This window comes from Pantoea sp. GbtcB22, from assembly GCF_019091025.1.
Classification (GTDB): Bacteria; Pseudomonadota; Gammaproteobacteria; order Enterobacterales; family Enterobacteriaceae; genus Pantoea; species Pantoea leporis.
Genome location: NZ_JAGXKB010000011.1, coordinates 70,359 through 87,025, shown reverse-complemented (window position 1 = coordinate 87,025; position 16,667 = coordinate 70,359). Strand labels below are relative to the sequence as shown.

The window sequence follows — 16,667 nt, the reverse complement described above, 5'->3', positions numbered from 1 at the left end:
TAATCAGTAGAGTTTTTTCGCGGTATCCAGCCAGTCGCGTTTGAATGGACGCTTCATATTTTCAATCGCATCGATGATGTCGTGATGCACCATCTTCTCGTTCTGAATACCGACGCAGCGGCCGCCGTAGCCTTGTAGCAGCAGCTCGATGGAGTAGGAACCCATGCGCGAGGCCAGAATGCGGTCATAGGCACAAGGTGCGCCGCCACGCTGAATGTGACCGAGAACGGTAGCGCGGGTTTCGCGTTTGGTTTCAGCTTCGATGAAGTGCGCCAGATCGTCGATATCGCAGATGTGCTCGGTGATCGCCACGATGGCGTGCTTTTTACCTTTGGCAATGCCGGCTTTGATTTCAGCAACCAGCTCTTCGCGGGTATACGGGATTTCAGGCAGCACGATAAACTCGCAACCACCGGCAATCGCTGCCGCCAGGGTTAAATCGCCGCAGTAACGGCCCATCACTTCCACGATGGAGATACGCTGGTGGGAAGATGAGGTGTCACGCAGGCGGTCAATCGCTTCAACCACGGTTTCCAGCGCAGTGAAATAACCGATGGTGTAATCAGTACCTGCTACGTCGTTATCAATGGTGCCAGGCAGGCCGATGCACGGGAAGCCCATTTCGGTCAGGCGCTTAGCCCCCATGTAGGAACCATCACCGCCGATAACCACCAGCGCATCAATACCACGCTTTTTCATGTTATCAATCGCGGTCTGGCGCACTTCATCGTTGCGGAATTCTGGGAAGCGGGCGGAACCGAGGAAGGTGCCGCCGCGGTTGATCATGTCTGACACGCTGTAGCGGTCAAGGTTGATCATGCGATCTTCGTACAATCCCAGATAGCCGTCGTAAATACCAAAAACTTCCAGTCCTTCACTCAGCGCGGAACGTACAACTCCGCGAATGGCTGCGTTCATGCCTGGGGCGTCGCCGCCGCTGGTCAGTACTCCGATTTTTTTGATCATGACAACCTCTGGATTGTTCAAAAACTAAGGATTATTCCTGCCATGTGTCCGGCGTGGACCAGCTCGCGATCGCATGGCTTAATAGTTGCAAAATAGTATATCAAACGCTTGATGCTGAATTGATTCAGGTCAGACAAGTTTTCGCTAATTTTTTACAGAGTTGTTAGCGTTACGTCACTTTTTTTGTGTAATTGCATGATTTTAAATCGCTAACCTTGAAAAAATCCATGTTGATTGCTCGGCACAACAGAACAGGGATCTTGATGGATGATGACGTCTGAGCCGGGAAACCTCTTGAGTAACGCCTGCTCAATTTGATCGGCCACCTGATGGGCCTGCACCAGCGGCAGCTGATCTTCCATCTCCAGATGCAGCTGGATAAAACGCGTGGGGCCCGATTGTCGCGTGCGTAATGCATGCGCGCCGCGTACGCCCGGCCAATTGGTCACCACGTTGATAATCTCCTGCGTTTCATGCTCGGGCAAAACGCGATCCAACAGCGCCTGTACCGCGTCATAACCCATCCGCAACGCGTTATAGAGAATGTAAACGCCGATGCCGAGCGCGAACAACGCATCCGCCCGTACAAAACCATAGCTGCTCAAAACGAGAGCGACCAATATTGCGCCGTTCATCACCACGTCAGATTGATAGTGCAGCATGTCTGCGCGAATCGCCTGGCTGCGCGTGCGTCGCACCACCCAGCGCTGGAAAGCAACCAACGTCAGGGTTGAAAACAGCGCAATCACCGTCACCACAATACCCACCAGCGGCGCATGTAAGGTTTCGGGTGAGGCCAGATGCTGAATGCCGGTGAGAAACAGAAACAGCGCCGAGCCGGAGATAAACATGCTTTGCGCCAGCGCGGCCAGGGATTCGGCTTTACCGTGGCCGAAGGTGTGATCGTCATCGGCCGGCTGCAGTGAGTAGCGCACCACCAGCAAATTGGTGAGTGAAGCGGCGATATCCACCAATGAATCCACTAACGCCGCCAACATACTGACTGAACCGGTATGCCACCAGGCGAAAATTTTCACGATTAACAGCAACGTCGCCAACGTAGTCGCCGCCAGCGCCGCCCGATTCACTAACTTTGCATAGGAAGAATCCATGCTATGCCTCGCCGGGTCGCACGCTTCATAGGTGCGGCCTTTAGGTCTCAAGATGGCTAAAGTTTATCATCGGCATAAGTGTGCTGCGTGATTGAATTTTAAGGCAATGATGTTAGAGAGAAATGACAGGCAAAAAAAACCCCCGCATCATGCGGGGGAAGACAGGGATGGTGTCTATGGCAAGGAAAACAGGGATACTATGTTACTGGTTACTGCTGGTACTACTCACTGCTTGCAGCGGTGATGATGGCTGCAATCCTGAGAGCCGACGAACTTCAGCTAATCGTCGCTCATAATTTTTCTGCAATGTCGCTTGCTGTGCAGGCGTTAGCAGGTGGTACATCTGATTACGAACCCGAGCCATCTCGACTTGCTGTTCTACCGCTGCGCGGGCTTGTTTCTCTGCCTGCTGTCGGATAGCCGATTCGTTAAATTTGTCTGCAATGACAAGGTCATGCATAGTTTCTATATCTTGAACGCTGATGGTTGGGCGTTCGTGTCGCGCTTGCTGCATCAGGTCTCGCATCTGTTGTCGCTGTTGTTCAGTCAGCTCAATGCCATCGAACATGTAGCTTTGCGGATTTTGCGTCATACTGCCTGTCGTCAATCCGCTGTTCGGATGCATCTCGTCAATCGTCGTCGTGTCTGCTGCTTCGGCGCTGGCGTGACTGAGAACCATCGCTGAGGCAATGACGACGGCGGTTAAGTAGCGCATCGTTAACTCCCAGTTCGTTCCGTTTTGCGATTCAACGAGAGCCAGTGTACGGCGGTGGCTGCAAACATCCGTCAGGGGGTGTAAAACTACGTAAAGCGTTGGATTGCAAGTCAAGGAACACGGTATTTTGCCTGCGGAGGGCAATAAAAAATGAATAAAATCCTGTTGGTTGATGACGACCGCGAATTAACTTCGCTGCTTAAAGAACTGCTTGAGATGGAAGGTTTTGAAGTCATTGTGGCAAGCGATGGTGAGCAGGCGCTTAACCTGCTAGACAACACCGTGGACTTGCTATTGCTTGATGTGATGATGCCGAAGAAGAACGGTATCGACACTTTGAAAGAACTACGCCAACAGCACCAAACTCCGGTCATTATGCTGACTGCACGTGGCAGCGAACTGGACCGCGTTCTGGGCCTTGAACTGGGCGCAGATGACTATCTGCCTAAACCGTTTAACGATCGTGAACTGGTAGCGCGTATTCGTGCCATTCTGCGCCGTTCAAACTGGAGCGAGCAGCAACAGCAGCACGATAACAGCTCACCAACGCTGGAAGTCGACTGCCTGCGCCTGAATCCGGGTCGTCAGGAGGCCAGCTTCGACAGCGAAACTTTGGATCTCACCGGCACCGAGTTCACCCTGCTCTATTTGCTGGCACAGCATCTGGGTCAGGTGGTATCGCGTGAGCACCTTAGTCAGGAAGTGCTGGGCAAACGTCTGACACCGTTTGACCGCGCTATCGATATGCACATTTCTAACCTGCGTCGTAAATTGCCGGAACGTCGTGATGGTCATCCGTGGTTTAAAACCCTACGCGGACGCGGCTATCTGATGGTTTCGGCATCATGATTGGAAGTTTAACCACCCGCATCTTCGCCATCTTCTGGCTCACGCTAGCGTTGGTGTTGATGCTGGTTCTCATGGTGCCTAAACTCGATTCGCGCCAGATGACCGCGTTACTGGAAAGCGAGCAGCGTCAGGGCACCATGATTGAACAGCACGTTGAAGCGGAGCTGTCTCAGGATCCGCCGAACGACTTAATGTGGTGGCGTCGCCTGTTCCGCTCCATCGACAAATGGGCGCCGCCCGGTCAGCGTTTATTATTAGTGACCAGCGAAGGCCGGGTGATTGGCGCGCAGCACAATGAAATGCAGATCATCCGCAACTTTATTGGGCAGTCGGATAACGCCGACCACCCACAAAAGAAAAAGTATGGTCGCGTGGAGATGGTTGGACCTTTCGCGGTCCGCGATGGCGAAGACAACTATCAGCTCTACCTGATTCGTCCTGCCACCAGCTCGCAGCTCGATTTCGTTAATCTGCTGTTTGACCGCCCGCTACTGCTGCTGATTGTCACGATGCTGATCAGCTCGCCGCTGCTGCTGTGGCTGGCGTGGAGCCTGGCGCGCCCCGCGCGCAAACTTAAATATGCGGCGGATGAAGTGGCAAGCGGCAATTTGCGCCAGCATCCGGAACTGGAATCGGGGCCGCAAGAGTTTCTGGCTGCGGGTTCCAGTTTCAACCAAATGGTGAGCGCGCTCGAACGCATGATGACGGCGCAACAGCGTCTGCTATCCGATATCAGCCATGAATTGCGTACGCCGTTAACTCGCTTGCAGCTGGCAACCGCGCTCCTGCGTCGCCGTAACGGTGAAGGCAAAGAGCTGCAGCGCATTGAAACGGAAGCGCAGCGTCTGGATGGCATGATTAACGATCTGCTGGTGCTGTCGCGAACGCAGCACAATAACGCGCTGGTTAGCGAAGCGATGAAGGCCAATCAGCTTTGGAATGGCGTGCTGGAAGATGCCAAATTTGAAGCCGAGCAGATGGGCAAACTGATGGAAGTGCCCTATCCGCCTGGCCCGTGGCCGCTGTACGGTAATCCCCATGCGTTGGAGAGTGCGCTGGAAAATATCGTGCGTAATGCGCTGCGCTATTCGAATTCGCACATCAGCGTCAGCTTCTCGGTAGATATTGCGGGCATCACCATTCATGTCGATGATGATGGTCCAGGAGTCAGCCCAGAAGATCGCGAGCAGATTTTCCGTCCGTTCTACCGCACCGATGAGGCGCGCGATCGTGAGTCAGGCGGCACCGGATTAGGCCTGGCGATTGTCGAAACCGCCATCCAGCAGCATCGCGGCTGGGTTAAAGCGGATGACAGCCCTCTTGGCGGTTTACGCCTCACGCTGTGGCTGCCACTGTACTCCGCCCGTCAATAATTTGTTATGCTTCGGCCCTCGTTTCTGGGGGCCTTATGCTAAACATTGTCTTATTTGAACCTGAAATTCCGCCAAATACCGGCAACATCATTCGCTTGTGCGCAAATACCGGTTTCCAGTTACACCTGATTGAACCGCTGGGCTTTGCCTGGGATGACAAGCGCCTGCGCCGCGCCGGGCTGGATTACCACGAATATACCGCCTTAAAAAAACACGCCAATTACGCAGAGTTTCTGGCAACAGAAACGCCACAGCGCATGTTCGCCCTCACCACCAAAGGAACGCCTGCGCACAGCGCGGTGAGCTATCAGAAGGGTGATTATTTGGTGTTTGGTCCGGAGAGTCGCGGTTTACCCGCAGAAATTCTCAACGCGCTACCCGCTGAGCAGAAAATCCGCATTCCGATGATGGCGGAGAGCCGCAGCATGAACCTGTCTAATGCAGTATCAGTGGTGGTGTATGAAGCGTGGCGCCAACTCGATTATGCTGGCGCACTGATCAAAGGCTAGATGCCGTCACCGTACTCAAAGCCTGCGCCGTTGAAGTGCTGATCCATATCCATCGACGGTTTATCGCTGGTCGGTTTACCGACAATGCGCGCTGGTACGCCGGCCGCCGTGGTATGCGGCGGTACAGGCTGCAGGACAACTGAACCGGCTCCGATTTTTGCGCCGCGCCCCACTTCAATGTTGCCCAGAATCTTGGCGCCGGCGCCAATCATCACACCTTCACGGATCTTCGGATGGCGATCGCCGCTGGTTTTACCAGTACCGCCGAGCGTCACCGATTGCAGAATTGAAACATCATTTTCAATGATTGCCGTTTCGCCGATGACAATGCCGGTAGCATGATCAAGCATGATGCCGCGACCAATGCGTGCCGCCGGGTGAATATCCACGGCAAATGAGACGGAGATTTCGTTCTGCAGATAGACAGCCAGCGCTCGGCGGCCCTCTTTCCACAGCCAATGGCCGATGCGATAAGCCTGCAAGGCGTGGAAACCTTTGAGGTAAAGTAGCGGCGTAGAGTATTTATCAACGGCGGGATCGCGCTGGCGTACAGCCTGAATATCGTAGGCCGCAGAGACAATCATCTCTGGGTCTTCACGATAGGCTTCTTCCACGATTTCGCGAATAGCGATAGCGGGCATGATCGGGTTCGCCAGCTTGTTAGCGAGCATGTAGCTGAGCGCGCTGCCGAGGTTTTCGTGTTTGAGCAGTGTCGCATGGTAAAAGCTGGCCAGCATCGGTTCACAGTCGGCCAGGGCTCTGGCTTCGGCTTTGATATGGTTCCAGACCAGTTCTAACTCTTCAGACGACATTGCTGTTTGCTCCCGATAAAAAGAGCGCCTGATGGGGCGCTACAGGTGGTGACGCTGGCGCATCCTGCTTTAGCTTTGGCTGTTTTCGTCCTTCCTTGCACGGCCAAGTAAGGTCAATGCTGCCTCTCGCGCTGATTTTCCGCAATAGAGCACCTGATAAATCTGCTCGGTAATCGGCATTTCTACGCCGACGCGCGCGGCCAACGCTTTGACTTCTTTGGTGTTTCTGTAGCCTTCTACAACTTGTCCGATAATGCGTTGCGCCTCGTCTACGCTCTCGCCTTGCCCCAGCATCATGCCGAAACGACGGTTGCGCGACTGATTATCGGTACAGGTCAGCACCAGATCGCCTAAACCGGCCATGCCCATAAAGGTGGTGGCATCGGCGCCCAGCGCTGCGCCAAGACGGCTCATTTCCGTCAGGCCGCGAGTGATCAAGGCGGTACGCGCGTTGGCACCAAAGCCAATGCCGTCAGAAATCCCCGCACCAATCGCAATCACGTTCTTCACCGCGCCGCCTAACTGCACGCCGATGAAATCCTGATTGTTGTAGACGCGGAAACTTTTGCCGCAGTGCAGCTTCTGCTGCAGGTCTTCAGCGAACTCCGCATCGGTGGATGCCAGTGCGATGGCCGTTGGCATGCCGGCTGCCAGCTCTTTTGCAAAGGTAGGTCCGGAAATCACCGCGAGTGGAATCGCATCGCCGAGGATTTCACGCGCCACATCCTGCAGCAACCGGCCGGTCTCTTTTTCCAGCCCCTTAGTCGCCCAGACAATCCGCGAATCGGCACGCAAATGCGGCTTAAGCTGCGTCAGCACGTCGCCAAATACATGGCTCGGCACGACGACCAGCAGATCGCGACTGGCGTTAACCACGGTTGCCAGATCGGCTTCAGGAACGAGATTATCAGGGAAAGGGACATCGGGCAGGAAAGCAGCATTGCAGCGGTCAGCTTGCAGCTGCGCCACGCTTTGAGGATTGTGGCCCCAGAGCAGAACCGGATGGCCGTTGCGGGCCAGCGTGATGGCCAATGCGGTGCCGTACGAGCCGGCACCGATGACGCTAATTGAAGCGTTGAGTGTAGTCATCAGGCATCCTGATGTGGCGCTTCGCCTTCACCTTGCTGCTGCAGATAGTTCATGAACAGCGCATCAAAGTTCACTGGCGCCAGGTTGAGCTGCGGGAAAGTACCACGAGACACAAGGCTGGTTACGCATTCGCGTGCATACGGGAACAGAATGTTCGGGCAGTACGCGCCGAGGCAATGCGCCATCTGCGTGCCTTCGATACCGCTAATGGTGAAAATGCCCGCTTGCTGTACTTCACACAGGAATGCGGTTTCTTCGCCAACGGTTGCCGTTACGGTAACGCGCAGAACGACTTCAAAAACGCCATCAGCTAACTGAGAAGAGGCGGTGTCCAGATCCAGCTTCACTTCCGGTTCCCACTCTTTCTGGAAAACCTGCGGTGCGTTTGGCGCTTCGTAAGAAACATCTTTGGTGTAAACACGTTGAATCTGGAACTGCATTTCGCTGCTGCTTTGCTCTGACATGTGACTAAATCCTGTGAGTTAAAATTGTCTGACCGAAAAGTTATGCCTGGAGTAAAGGATCAAGTCCCTGACGCCCATCCAGCGCGTAAAGATCGTCACAGCCGCCAATGTGCTGCGCATCAATAAAAATCTGTGGCACCGTAGTGCGGCCGCTGCGTTGAATCATCTCTTCACGTTTCGCCGCGTTCCCGTCAATGGGAATCTCCTGGAACGACACGCCTTTCTGATCCAACAACGCCTTTGCACGGTGGCAATAAGGACAAGTGACTTTGGTGTAGATCTCTACATTCGCCATACGGTTACCTCTGAGAAGTTATTTACCGCGCACCAGTGGCAGATTTTCACCACTCCAGCCGCTCACGCCATCTTTCAGTACAGAGACTTTTTCAAAACCCGCTGCGCTCAATTTCGCTGCAGATTCACCCGCACTTTGACCGGTCGCGCAAACTACAATTATGTGCTGTGACTTGTGCTTTTCCAGCTCGCCCAAGCTCTCTTTTTTGATGTCTGCTGCCGCTACGTTGATAGCCCCAGAAATGTGTCCTTTGCGGTAATCGTCACGTGAACGCACGTCTACCACCACCGCGTCCTCTTTGTTTATCAGGTGGGTAGCTTCACCACGGCTGATAGTTTTTACTTTAGAGAACATACCTTTAACGGTGGTCACAATCACGAGAACGAGTAAAGCGACCCATGCCAGACTGAGGATGGGGTGATTGCTTGCAAACTGCATAATTTCTTGCATGAGGGGTAACGACTCCAAACCGGGCTGATAAGCTAAAACAAGGGTTCTGAGTATACCTGCGCCACTTCGCATGTACAGTCGCTAAGGGGACAGAGTTACGATTTGTGCGTCATTTTCCAAAAAAAGTGTTCTAATCCCAAAATTAAGACAAAGTTTATGCCGGTAAGCTCGGTACAGACATTTTTAGTAAAGTAAAACCCGGCCGGGCTAACTGGTAAGCGGCTGTTCATCGTGGAATAATTATCGACTATGAAGGGAAAAGCGACCGTTACACACACAAGGACCCGTTACAACGGCACTGCGCTTCCGTTGTCATTTCGCTGGTCCGAAATCTCCCTGAGTCTGCTTCTGGCGGGCACATTATTACTTCCTGCCGCCGCTCACAGTGCGGACGACAGTAAAACGCAGTTGAAGTCCATTCAGCAGGACATTGCCGAGAAAGAAAAGAGCGTTAAAGCGCAGAAAGTGCAGCGCAGTAAGTTGTTGGATCAGCTGCAAAGCCAGGAAAAAGTGATTGCGCAGGCCAGCCGTCAGCTGCGCGAAACGCGTAACAGCCTCAGCACGCTCGAGGGTGAAATCGCGCAGGTCACCTCTTCTATCTCGCGGCTGGAAAAGCAGCAAGCACAGCAGGAAAAACTGCTGGCACAACAGCTTGATGCCGCCTTCCGTCAGGGACAGCATAATGGTCTGCAGTTGCTGCTCGGAGGCGAAGAAGCCCAGCGCAGTGAGCGTATTCTTGCCTATTTCGGCTATCTCAACGCCGCACGCCAGAAAAACATCGACGATCTCAAACAAACCCAGCAGCAATTAGCGGAACAGCGTCAATCATTGCAGGGCAAACAGGAGCAGCAAAAATCGTTGTTGGCCCAGCAGCAGACGCAGCAAAGCAAGCTGGAAGTCGCCAGCGCGGCGCGTAAGAAAACGCTCACCATACTGGAAAGCTCGCTGGAGAAAGATCAGGCGGACCTGGTTGAAATGCGTGAGAACGAAAGCCGCCTGCAAAGCAAAATCGTTAAGGCAGAGCGTGAAGCACGCGAACGTGCGGAACGCGAAGCGCGCGAGGCGGAAAAAGTGCGTCAGCGTCAGGCGCAGGCGAAAGCCAAAGGATCAAGTTATCAGCCAACGCAGAGTGAGCGCGAGCTGATGGCGCGTACCGGCGGATTAGGCAAGCCCGGCGGGCAAGCGGTTTGGCCGGTACGGGGACGTATTGAACATCGCTTCGGTGAATCGATGCAGGGCGAATTGCGCTGGAAAGGTCTGGTGGTCGATGCGCCAGAAGGTACCGAAGTGAAAGCCATCGCTGATGGACGCGTATTGATGGCCGACTGGCTGCAAGGCTATGGTCTGGTTGTCGTTCTGGAACACGGTAAAGGTGATATGAGCCTTTATGGCTACAACCAAAGCGCACTGGTGAGCGTGGGTGCTCAGGTGAAGGCAGGACAGCCTATCGCCCTTGTGGGCACCAGCGGCGGCCGCGGCACGCCTTCGCTCTACTTTGAAATCCGACGCCAGGGACAGGCCGTCAATCCACTACCGTGGTTAGGAAGATAAGTTTTGTTTCAACCCTCTAAGCTCTCGGCCGCCCTGTGCGGCCTGTTTCTGTCACTTTCCGCCCATGCGGGAAAACTCTCAATCGTGATTGATGACTTTGGTTATCGGCCAAAAGAAGAGAATAAAGTGCTGCAGATGCCCACCGCGATTTCCGTTGCGGTCCTGCCGAATGCGCCCCATGCGCGTGAGATGGCCACCAAAGCGCATCAGGGTGGTCGCGAAGTGCTGATCCACCTGCCGATGGCGCCGCTCAGCAAACAGCCGCTGGAAAAAGACACGCTGACGCCCGAGATGAGCAGCACGGAAATCGAGCGGATTATTCGAGAAGCCAGCGGCAAAGTGCCTTTTGCGGTTGGCCTGAATAACCATATGGGCAGCAAAATGACCTCCAGCCTGCCCGGCATGCAGAAAGTGATGCAGGTGCTCAATCACTACAATTATTACTTTCTCGATAGCATGACGATTGGCAATAGTCAGTCGATCCCAGCCGCGCAAGGTACCAACGTTAACGTCCTGAAACGCCGCGTGTTCCTTGATGATAGTCAGGATGAGGCTTCAATCCGCGCGCAGTTTACCCGCGCGGTGAAACTTGCGCAGCGCGATGGTTATGCCATTGCGATTGGTCATCCGCATCCGACGACGGTGCGCGTCTTGCAGCAGATGCTGCCGACATTGCCAGCCGATATCACGCTAGTGCGGCCAAGCCAGTTGCTGAATGAGCCGCTGCATCAGGGTGCGGCTTCGCCGCCATCCAAAACGCAGCCGCCACGCTTCCGTGCGCCAGGCGTGTGTAAGCCGGGCAAACCGTTGCCGCCCGTGCCGCAGCACTATGCCGTTGAGTTGATCAGTGAAAGCATTGCGCAAAGTCTATTGGTTCAGACAATAAGGCAGCTCTTCTGAGCTCGGGAAAAGAAATTCAATGAGAAGAAAAATTCTGCTGTTGGATACCGGCCGCGAATGGGGCGGCGGTACCAACAGTATGCTCGAATTGCTCAAGCGCATTGATCGGCAGAGGTTCGATATTACCTGCTGTTTCTACAACAACTATTCTCGCGGCAACAGTGAAACCATTGAGTCAATTCTCAATTCGATTGGCATTCCGGTGGTTTTTATCGCCCAGCGTCGTCAGCCGAAATGGGCGAAAATCGCCAAAGAGCTGTTACGCACGCTATTCATTTTTAACCGCTCTTTAAAGAAGCAGATGATCGGTCGGGTTGACGAAAAATGGCGTGTATTGCCAAACGCCCAACAGATTTCATCTCTTATGCAAGCTGGGCAATATGACGCGCTGTATATGAATAATCAACCGAGCACCAATGTTGAAGGCTATCGCGCGGTTGAGGATTTGCAGGTTGCACTGATTCAACATTGCCGCATTGAGCCACAGTTAAATTCAGTGTTAGTGGACATGGTTAATAAACGCGTTGATGCCGTTATTGCGGTTTCGCATGGCGTAAATCAGACTTTGCGCCAAAGCGGCATTGATGCGCAGCGTTGCTTCACCGTTTCAAATGCTATCGATATTCATCAGGCCTTACCGGATCGCAAAGCCGTTCGCGCCCGCCTGGCTTATTCCCCTGATACCTTTATTTTTGGATCCATCGGCTCTCTTATTACGCGTAAAGCGAACCATCATATCTTCCAGGCGCTGGGCCAATTCAAACGCATACATCCCGAAGCCAATTGGAAAATGGTAGTGGTGGGTGCCGGGCCGGAACAGGAGAATTTGGTCTTGCTGGCGCGCAAAGAGAACATTGCGTCGAATATTGTGTTTACTGGCTTTCAAAATAACCCTCTGGATTACCTCGCGGCGTTTGACACTTTTATTCTCGCTTCAAGTAGTGAAGGCCTACCGCGCGTCGTGTTGGAAGCCATGCTGGTGAAAACGGCCGTGATTGGTTCGAACGTAGTTGGAACGGCAGAACTAATTAGCCACAACGAAACCGGATTATTATTCGAATACGGCGATATTAAACAATTAAGTGCGCATCTTGCCGTATTATGGCAAGACGCAAGTTTACGCCAGCGTCTCATTAACACCGCCGAAGAACGTGTACGCGAATGCTACGCCATTGAAAACTATGTGGCCGGGGTAGAGACGATATTGGATAACAGTATTGAAAGGAAAACTCATGTTTGATTTTTTGAACAAAAATCGTCGGCATATTCGTGCACGTCATAATATTCCTTATGCGCAAAGCAATACGCAAGGCGACGTTACGGTTACCTCGGTTGTTATTCCGTGCACTGGCGCGGATTATGTTGAAGAAGCGTTATTAAGCGCTGAGTTTGCTCGTCGGTTTGCGCCGGAAATGGAAGAGATTGTTATCGTGAGCGACCAATCTGAGCAGGCTTTTGGCAAACTTCCACATAATTGCCGCGTGGTAACGCTCAATGTTCCGCATCGCGAGGAAAGTTATCGTTATAAGCAAATCTATCGCAGTCGCCTAATTAAAATTCAGGCGCCTTTACAAGCCAAAGGCGACGGTATTTTAATGATTGATTCGGATCTGAATTTGCTTAAATCGCCTGATATTCGTATGCATCCAGGCCACCTTTACTCCAGTTTCCGTAACGGGAAAATGATCGCCAAGCTAGAGGGCGCGGAAGCACAGGCCATTCCCGCCTATTACCGGCCATCGATAAGACCTTATTTTGAAGATCACGTTAATGGTGCGTACCTGGCGGCAACCCGACAAACCTGGAAACGCATTTGTCCACTCTGGTTAACGCTCTTTCAGGATACCTGGGAATTAATGAATGACAGCCAACCGCCGACGGATCAGCTTCCCCTCGCCGCTTTGTTGGATATGTTGGATCTTCGCACGGTCAATTTAGGAGAATGGGCAAACTGGCCGGTTTCCAAAAAGATTGGCGGTAGCTCAGCAACCATTCCGGCAGACGTCATTGGCGCGCACGGTGGATTTCCATTGAGTGAATGGCAAAAGTATTTACTGGATCCCACCCAGCCACTCACCTTTAAAGGCCAGGACTACACCCGCAAAGTGCGCTACCTGACGGATGATGAAAAGAAACAATCCTGAAACTCTCCGGCCACCAGGCCGGAGAATGAATTAATCCCAGCTCAACACCACTTTGCCGGATCTTCCCGAGCGCATCTCATCAAAGCCCTGCTGGAACTCATCAATGTGATAGCGATGGGTGATGATAGGCGTGAGATCGAGGCCGGACTGAATCAGCGCCGCCATCTTGTACCAGGTTTCGAACATCTCGCGGCCGTAGATGCCTTTGATGAACAAGCCTTTAAAGATCACCTGATTCCAGTCGATGGACATCTCGCCCGGCGGAATGCCCAGCAGCGCGATGCGGCCGCCGTGGTTCATTACCTCCAGTAAGGTGCGGAACGCCGGTGGCGCACCAGACATCTCCAGACCGACATCAAAACCTTCGGTCATGCCGAGTTCGGCCATCACATCACGCAGATTTTCCTGCGCCACGTTGACAGCGCGCGTTACGCCCATTTTGCGCGCCAGATCGAGGCGATAGTCGTTGACGTCGGTGATCACCACATGGCGCGCGCCGACGTGCTTGCACACCGCCGCCGCCATGATGCCAATCGGCCCGGCACCGGAGATCAGCACATCTTCGCCCACCAGATCGAACGACAGCGCAGTGTGCACCGCATTGCCAAAGGGATCGAAAATCGCCGCCAGTTCGTCAGAAATGTTGTCGGGAATTTTGAAGGCATTAAACGCCGGAATCACCAGATATTCGGCAAAGCAGCCCTGACGATTAACGCCAACGCCTACCGTGTTGCGGCACAGATGCGTGCGTCCAGCGCGGCAGTTGCGGCAATGGCCGCAGGTGATGTGGCCTTCACCGGAAACACGATCGCCAACGGCAAAGCCCTTAACTTCCTGGCCCATTCCCACCACTTCACCCACATATTCGTGGCCGGTGATCATCGGCACCGGAATGGTTTTGCGCGACCAGTCATCCCAGTTGTAGATGTGCACGTCGGTACCGCAGATAGCGGTTTTACGAATCTTAATCAGTAGGTCGTTATGGCCGGGTTCAGGTATTGGCGCGTCCTTGACCATCCAAATGCCTTCTTCGGCTTTTAATTTGGCGAGTGCTTTCATTTCCCTGCTCCTGAAATAACGCCCAGCTGTTGACCAATACGGGTGAAGGCCGCCACGGCGTGTTCCAGCTGCGCCTGCGTATGTCCGGCAGAGATCTGCGTGCGGATACGTGCCTGACCTTGCGGTACCACCGGATAGAAGAAGCCTGTGACGTAGATTCCTTCCTGCTGCAACAGGCTGGCAAATTGCTGCGCCACTTTGGCATCGCCCAGCATCACGGGGATGATGGCGTGATCTGCGCCGGCCAGCGTGAAGCCTGCGGCAGTCATCTTTTCGCGGAAGAAGCGGGCATTTTCCCATAGACGCTGGCGCAAACCGTCACCTTCACTCAGCAGCTCCAGCACGCGAAGCGAGGCAGCCACAATCGCGGGCGCCAGCGAGTTGGAGAACAGATACGGACGCGAGCGCTGACGCAGCCACTCAACCACTTCTCTTTTCGCCGCCACGTAGCCGCCCGATGCGCCACCCAGCGCTTTACCCAGCGTGCCGGTCAGAATGTCGACGCGATCCATCACGCCGCAATATTCGTGCGTGCCGCGTCCGGCAGAACCCACAAAGCCCACCGCATGGGAATCATCGACCATCACCAGCGCATCGAATTCATCGGCCAGATCGCAAATGCCCTGCAGATTGGCAATCACCCCATCCATCGAGAACACGCCATCGGTGGCAATCAGGATGTGGCGCGCGCCTTTGTCGCGTGCTTCCTGTAAACGCGCACGCAGCTCACTCATGTCATTATTGGCGTAACGATAGCGCTGCGCTTTACACAAACGCACGCCATCAATGATCGATGCGTGATTAAGGGCATCTGAAATAATCGCGTCTTCGGCGCTGAGCAGCGTTTCAAACAGGCCGCCGTTGGCATCAAAGCAGGACGAGAACAGAATCGCGTCTTCCATGCCGAGGAACGCGGCCAGCTTGTGTTCCAGCTGCTGGTGGATGTCCTGCGTGCCGCAGATAAAGCGCACCGAGGCCATGCCAAAACCGTGCGTATCCATGCCGTCTTTCGCCGCCTGGATCAATGCCGGATGATTAGCTAAACCCAAATAGTTATTGGCGCAGAAGTTGATGACGGGCGGGCTGTTAGCTACGTTGATTTCTGCCTGCTGCGCCGACGTGATGGTGCGTTCTTGTTTGAACAATCCGTCCTGACGTGTTGTCTCAAGTTGTTGACGAATTTGCGAATAAAACTGACTGGACATGATTATGCTCCTCAGATAGCAAATATTTGGCACATATTACTGATCGAAAAGCGAATCAACGACATTTCAGCCATCAATATCTCGGTTTTGCAGCATAGTTCACGCTGCGAACAGGATTTGTGCAGCGTATACGGCGTCATCTGGCTGCCTGCGTCTGGCTGAAATGTTATGATGATAGGCATTCGTGGGTGAAACCTCCTGTTTCCCCCCAACTCTTTAAAGGCAAAGCATATGATTATCGTAACCGGTGGCGCTGGCATGATTGGCAGCAACATTGTTAAAGCGCTGAACGACCGCGGTCTGACCGACATTTTGGTGGTGGATAATCTGAAGGATGGCACCAAGTTCGTGAATCTGGCGGATCTCGACATCGCCGATTACATGGATAAAGAGGAATTCCTCAGCTACATCATGTCTGGCGAAGATCTCGGCCCCATCGAAGCCGTGTTCCATGAAGGTGCGTGTTCCGCAACCACCGAGTGGGATGGCAAGTACATGATGGATAACAACTATCAGTACTCGAAAGATCTGCTGCACTTCTGCCTCGAGCGCGAAATCCCGTTCCTCTACGCCTCATCTGCTGCCACTTACGGCGGCCGCAATGAGAACTTCATCGAAGAGCGCCAGTACGAGCAGCCGCTGAATGTGTACGGCTACTCAAAAATGCTGTTCGATCACTACGTGCGCCAGATTCTGCCTGAAGCAGACTCACCGGTGTGCGGCTTCCGTTACTTCAACGTGTACGGTCCGCGTGAAGGCCACAAAGGCGGCATGGCGAGCGTCGCGTTCCACCTCAATACGCAAATTAGCAACGGTGAAAATCCAAAACTGTTCGAAGGCAGCGACGATTTCCGCCGCGACTTCATCCATGTTGATGACGTGGTTGCGGTAAATCTGTGGTGCTGGGAAAACGGCGTTTCCGGTATCTACAACTGCGGAACAGGCCGTGCTGAATCTTTCCAGGAAGTGGCGGATGCGGTGCTGAACTTCCATCAGAAAGGCCAGATTGAATACATTCCGTTCCCGGACAAGCTGAAAGGCCGTTATCAGGCGTTTACCCAAGCCGATCTCACCAATCTGCGTGCAGCCGGTTACGACAAGCCGTTCAAAACCGTTGCGCAAGGCGTGGGCGAATACATGGCCTGGCTGAACCGTAACGTATAAGGAAACCGGC

Annotated in this window: 18 protein-coding genes; 8 read left to right on the top strand and 10 right to left on the bottom strand. The window is 53.7% G+C overall.

Going from position 1 to position 16,667, the window contains the following annotated elements; genetic code table 11:
• Nucleotides 1-3: 3 nt before the first annotated feature.
• The 3 genes from pfkA to cpxP form a co-directional block, all read right to left on the bottom strand.
• A complete protein-coding gene (gene pfkA / locus KVT28_RS23380) occupies nucleotides 4-966 on the bottom strand; it encodes a 6-phosphofructokinase (protein ID WP_101760662.1) in 963 nt (320 codons plus the stop codon).
• A gap of 209 nt (nucleotides 967-1,175) precedes the next feature.
• Nucleotides 1,176-2,078 carry a CDF family cation-efflux transporter FieF gene (fieF, locus tag KVT28_RS23375; protein WP_217550424.1) on the bottom strand — a complete coding sequence of 301 codons (903 nt, stop codon included), beginning with the start codon at nucleotides 2,076-2,078 and terminating at the stop codon, nucleotides 1,176-1,178.
• 202 nt (nucleotides 2,079-2,280) lie between these two features.
• Complete coding sequence (gene cpxP / locus KVT28_RS23370) at nucleotides 2,281-2,793, bottom strand: cell-envelope stress modulator CpxP (protein ID WP_101760664.1); 513 nt, start codon at nucleotides 2,791-2,793, stop codon at nucleotides 2,281-2,283.
• A gap of 150 nt (nucleotides 2,794-2,943) precedes the next feature.
• On the opposite strand from cpxP, the gene cpxR reads away from it, so the two are divergent.
• The 3 genes from cpxR to trmL are packed head-to-tail and all read left to right on the top strand — an operon-like array spanning nucleotide 2,944 to nucleotide 5,524.
• Nucleotides 2,944-3,642: an envelope stress response regulator transcription factor CpxR gene (gene cpxR / locus KVT28_RS23365; protein WP_007885339.1), complete on the top strand. Its 699-nt coding sequence runs from the start codon at nucleotides 2,944-2,946 to the stop codon at nucleotides 3,640-3,642.
• On the top strand, nucleotides 3,639-5,015 hold the full coding sequence (gene cpxA / locus KVT28_RS23360) for an envelope stress sensor histidine kinase CpxA (RefSeq protein WP_101760665.1): 1,377 nt from the start codon (nucleotides 3,639-3,641) through the stop codon (nucleotides 5,013-5,015). Before cpxR ends, cpxA begins: the two co-directional genes overlap by 4 nt.
• Before the next feature lie 35 nt (nucleotides 5,016-5,050).
• Entirely contained in the window at nucleotides 5,051-5,524 is a 474-nt protein-coding gene (gene trmL, locus KVT28_RS23355; protein WP_101760666.1) for a tRNA (uridine(34)/cytosine(34)/5-carboxymethylaminomethyluridine(34)-2'-O)-methyltransferase TrmL, read from the top strand.
• Here the strand turns inward: trmL and cysE are convergent.
• The 5 genes from cysE to KVT28_RS23330 form a co-directional block, all read right to left on the bottom strand.
• Nucleotides 5,521-6,336: a serine O-acetyltransferase gene (gene cysE / locus KVT28_RS23350; RefSeq protein ID WP_007885334.1), complete on the bottom strand. Its 816-nt coding sequence runs from the start codon at nucleotides 6,334-6,336 to the stop codon at nucleotides 5,521-5,523. The genes trmL and cysE overlap by 4 nt on opposite strands.
• Nucleotides 6,337-6,405: 69 nt before the next feature.
• Nucleotides 6,406-7,425, bottom strand: a complete 1,020-nt coding sequence (gene gpsA, locus KVT28_RS23345; protein ID WP_101760667.1) for an NAD(P)H-dependent glycerol-3-phosphate dehydrogenase — start codon at nucleotides 7,423-7,425, stop codon at nucleotides 6,406-6,408.
• Entirely contained in the window at nucleotides 7,425-7,889 is a 465-nt protein-coding gene (secB, locus tag KVT28_RS23340) for a protein-export chaperone SecB (RefSeq protein ID WP_101760668.1), read from the bottom strand. Before secB ends, gpsA begins: the two co-directional genes overlap by 1 nt.
• A 40-nt stretch (nucleotides 7,890-7,929) precedes the next feature.
• A complete protein-coding gene (gene grxC / locus KVT28_RS23335) occupies nucleotides 7,930-8,184 on the bottom strand; it encodes a glutaredoxin 3 (protein WP_007885328.1) in 255 nt (84 codons plus the stop codon).
• An 18-nt stretch (nucleotides 8,185-8,202) separates the two neighbouring features.
• On the bottom strand, nucleotides 8,203-8,634 hold the full coding sequence (locus KVT28_RS23330) for a rhodanese-like domain-containing protein (RefSeq protein ID WP_101760669.1): 432 nt from the start codon (nucleotides 8,632-8,634) through the stop codon (nucleotides 8,203-8,205).
• A gap of 249 nt (nucleotides 8,635-8,883) precedes the next feature.
• On the opposite strand from KVT28_RS23330, the gene envC reads away from it, so the two are divergent.
• From envC to KVT28_RS23310, 4 genes are read left to right on the top strand one after another with little or no spacing between them, the layout of a single operon-like run.
• On the top strand, nucleotides 8,884-10,185 hold the full coding sequence (envC, locus tag KVT28_RS23325) for a murein hydrolase activator EnvC (protein ID WP_101760670.1): 1,302 nt from the start codon (nucleotides 8,884-8,886) through the stop codon (nucleotides 10,183-10,185).
• A 3-nt stretch (nucleotides 10,186-10,188) separates the two neighbouring features.
• Entirely contained in the window at nucleotides 10,189-11,085 is an 897-nt protein-coding gene (locus KVT28_RS23320) for a divergent polysaccharide deacetylase family protein (protein WP_101760671.1), read from the top strand.
• Between the two features lie 19 nt (nucleotides 11,086-11,104).
• Nucleotides 11,105-12,325: a glycosyltransferase gene (locus KVT28_RS23315; RefSeq protein ID WP_101760672.1), complete on the top strand. Its 1,221-nt coding sequence runs from the start codon at nucleotides 11,105-11,107 to the stop codon at nucleotides 12,323-12,325.
• On the top strand, nucleotides 12,318-13,229 hold the full coding sequence (locus KVT28_RS23310) for a hypothetical protein (RefSeq protein ID WP_101760673.1): 912 nt from the start codon (nucleotides 12,318-12,320) through the stop codon (nucleotides 13,227-13,229). Before KVT28_RS23315 ends, KVT28_RS23310 begins: the two co-directional genes overlap by 8 nt.
• 30 nt (nucleotides 13,230-13,259) lie before the next feature.
• On the opposite strand, the gene tdh is transcribed toward KVT28_RS23310, so the two are convergent.
• Nucleotides 13,260-14,288 (bottom strand): L-threonine 3-dehydrogenase, encoded by a 1,029-nt coding sequence (gene tdh / locus KVT28_RS23305; protein ID WP_217550422.1) that lies wholly within the window; start codon nucleotides 14,286-14,288, stop codon nucleotides 13,260-13,262.
• Complete coding sequence (locus KVT28_RS23300) at nucleotides 14,285-15,493, bottom strand: glycine C-acetyltransferase (protein ID WP_110868205.1); 1,209 nt, start codon at nucleotides 15,491-15,493, stop codon at nucleotides 14,285-14,287. Before KVT28_RS23300 ends, tdh begins: the two co-directional genes overlap by 4 nt.
• Nucleotides 15,494-15,724: 231 nt before the next feature.
• Here KVT28_RS23300 and rfaD point away from each other — a divergent pair, with 231 nt between their 5' ends.
• Entirely contained in the window at nucleotides 15,725-16,657 is a 933-nt protein-coding gene (gene rfaD / locus KVT28_RS23295) for an ADP-glyceromanno-heptose 6-epimerase (protein WP_101760676.1), read from the top strand.
• Nucleotides 16,658-16,667: the final 10 nt, after the last annotated feature.

What these genes read in the sequence shown, in the direction of transcription:
- cysE (WP_007885334.1), bottom strand. Translation starts at nt 6,336, where the DNA reads ATGTCGTCTGAAGAGTTAGAACTGGTCTGGAACCATATCAAAGCCGAA.
- secB (WP_101760668.1), bottom strand. Translation starts at nt 7,889, where the DNA reads ATGTCAGAGCAAAGCAGCAGCGAAATGCAGTTCCAGATTCAACGTGTT.
- fieF (WP_217550424.1), bottom strand. Translation starts at nt 2,078, where the DNA reads ATGGATTCTTCCTATGCAAAGTTAGTGAATCGGGCGGCGCTGGCGGCG.
- cpxA (WP_101760665.1), top strand. Translation starts at nt 3,639, where the DNA reads ATGATTGGAAGTTTAACCACCCGCATCTTCGCCATCTTCTGGCTCACG.
- cpxR (WP_007885339.1), top strand. Translation starts at nt 2,944, where the DNA reads ATGAATAAAATCCTGTTGGTTGATGACGACCGCGAATTAACTTCGCTG.
- trmL (WP_101760666.1), top strand. Translation starts at nt 5,051, where the DNA reads ATGCTAAACATTGTCTTATTTGAACCTGAAATTCCGCCAAATACCGGC.
- KVT28_RS23315 (WP_101760672.1), top strand. Translation starts at nt 11,105, where the DNA reads ATGAGAAGAAAAATTCTGCTGTTGGATACCGGCCGCGAATGGGGCGGC.
- gpsA (WP_101760667.1), bottom strand. Translation starts at nt 7,425, where the DNA reads ATGACTACACTCAACGCTTCAATTAGCGTCATCGGTGCCGGCTCGTAC.
- grxC (WP_007885328.1), bottom strand. Translation starts at nt 8,184, where the DNA reads ATGGCGAATGTAGAGATCTACACCAAAGTCACTTGTCCTTATTGCCAC.
- cpxP (WP_101760664.1), bottom strand. Translation starts at nt 2,793, where the DNA reads ATGCGCTACTTAACCGCCGTCGTCATTGCCTCAGCGATGGTTCTCAGT.
- KVT28_RS23300 (WP_110868205.1), bottom strand. Translation starts at nt 15,493, where the DNA reads ATGTCCAGTCAGTTTTATTCGCAAATTCGTCAACAACTTGAGACAACA.
- KVT28_RS23330 (WP_101760669.1), bottom strand. Translation starts at nt 8,634, where the DNA reads ATGCAAGAAATTATGCAGTTTGCAAGCAATCACCCCATCCTCAGTCTG.
- tdh (WP_217550422.1), bottom strand. Translation starts at nt 14,288, where the DNA reads ATGAAAGCACTCGCCAAATTAAAAGCCGAAGAAGGCATTTGGATGGTC.
- envC (WP_101760670.1), top strand. Translation starts at nt 8,884, where the DNA reads ATGAAGGGAAAAGCGACCGTTACACACACAAGGACCCGTTACAACGGC.
- pfkA (WP_101760662.1), bottom strand. Translation starts at nt 966, where the DNA reads ATGATCAAAAAAATCGGAGTACTGACCAGCGGCGGCGACGCCCCAGGC.
- KVT28_RS23310 (WP_101760673.1), top strand. Translation starts at nt 12,318, where the DNA reads ATGTTTGATTTTTTGAACAAAAATCGTCGGCATATTCGTGCACGTCAT.
- rfaD (WP_101760676.1), top strand. Translation starts at nt 15,725, where the DNA reads ATGATTATCGTAACCGGTGGCGCTGGCATGATTGGCAGCAACATTGTT.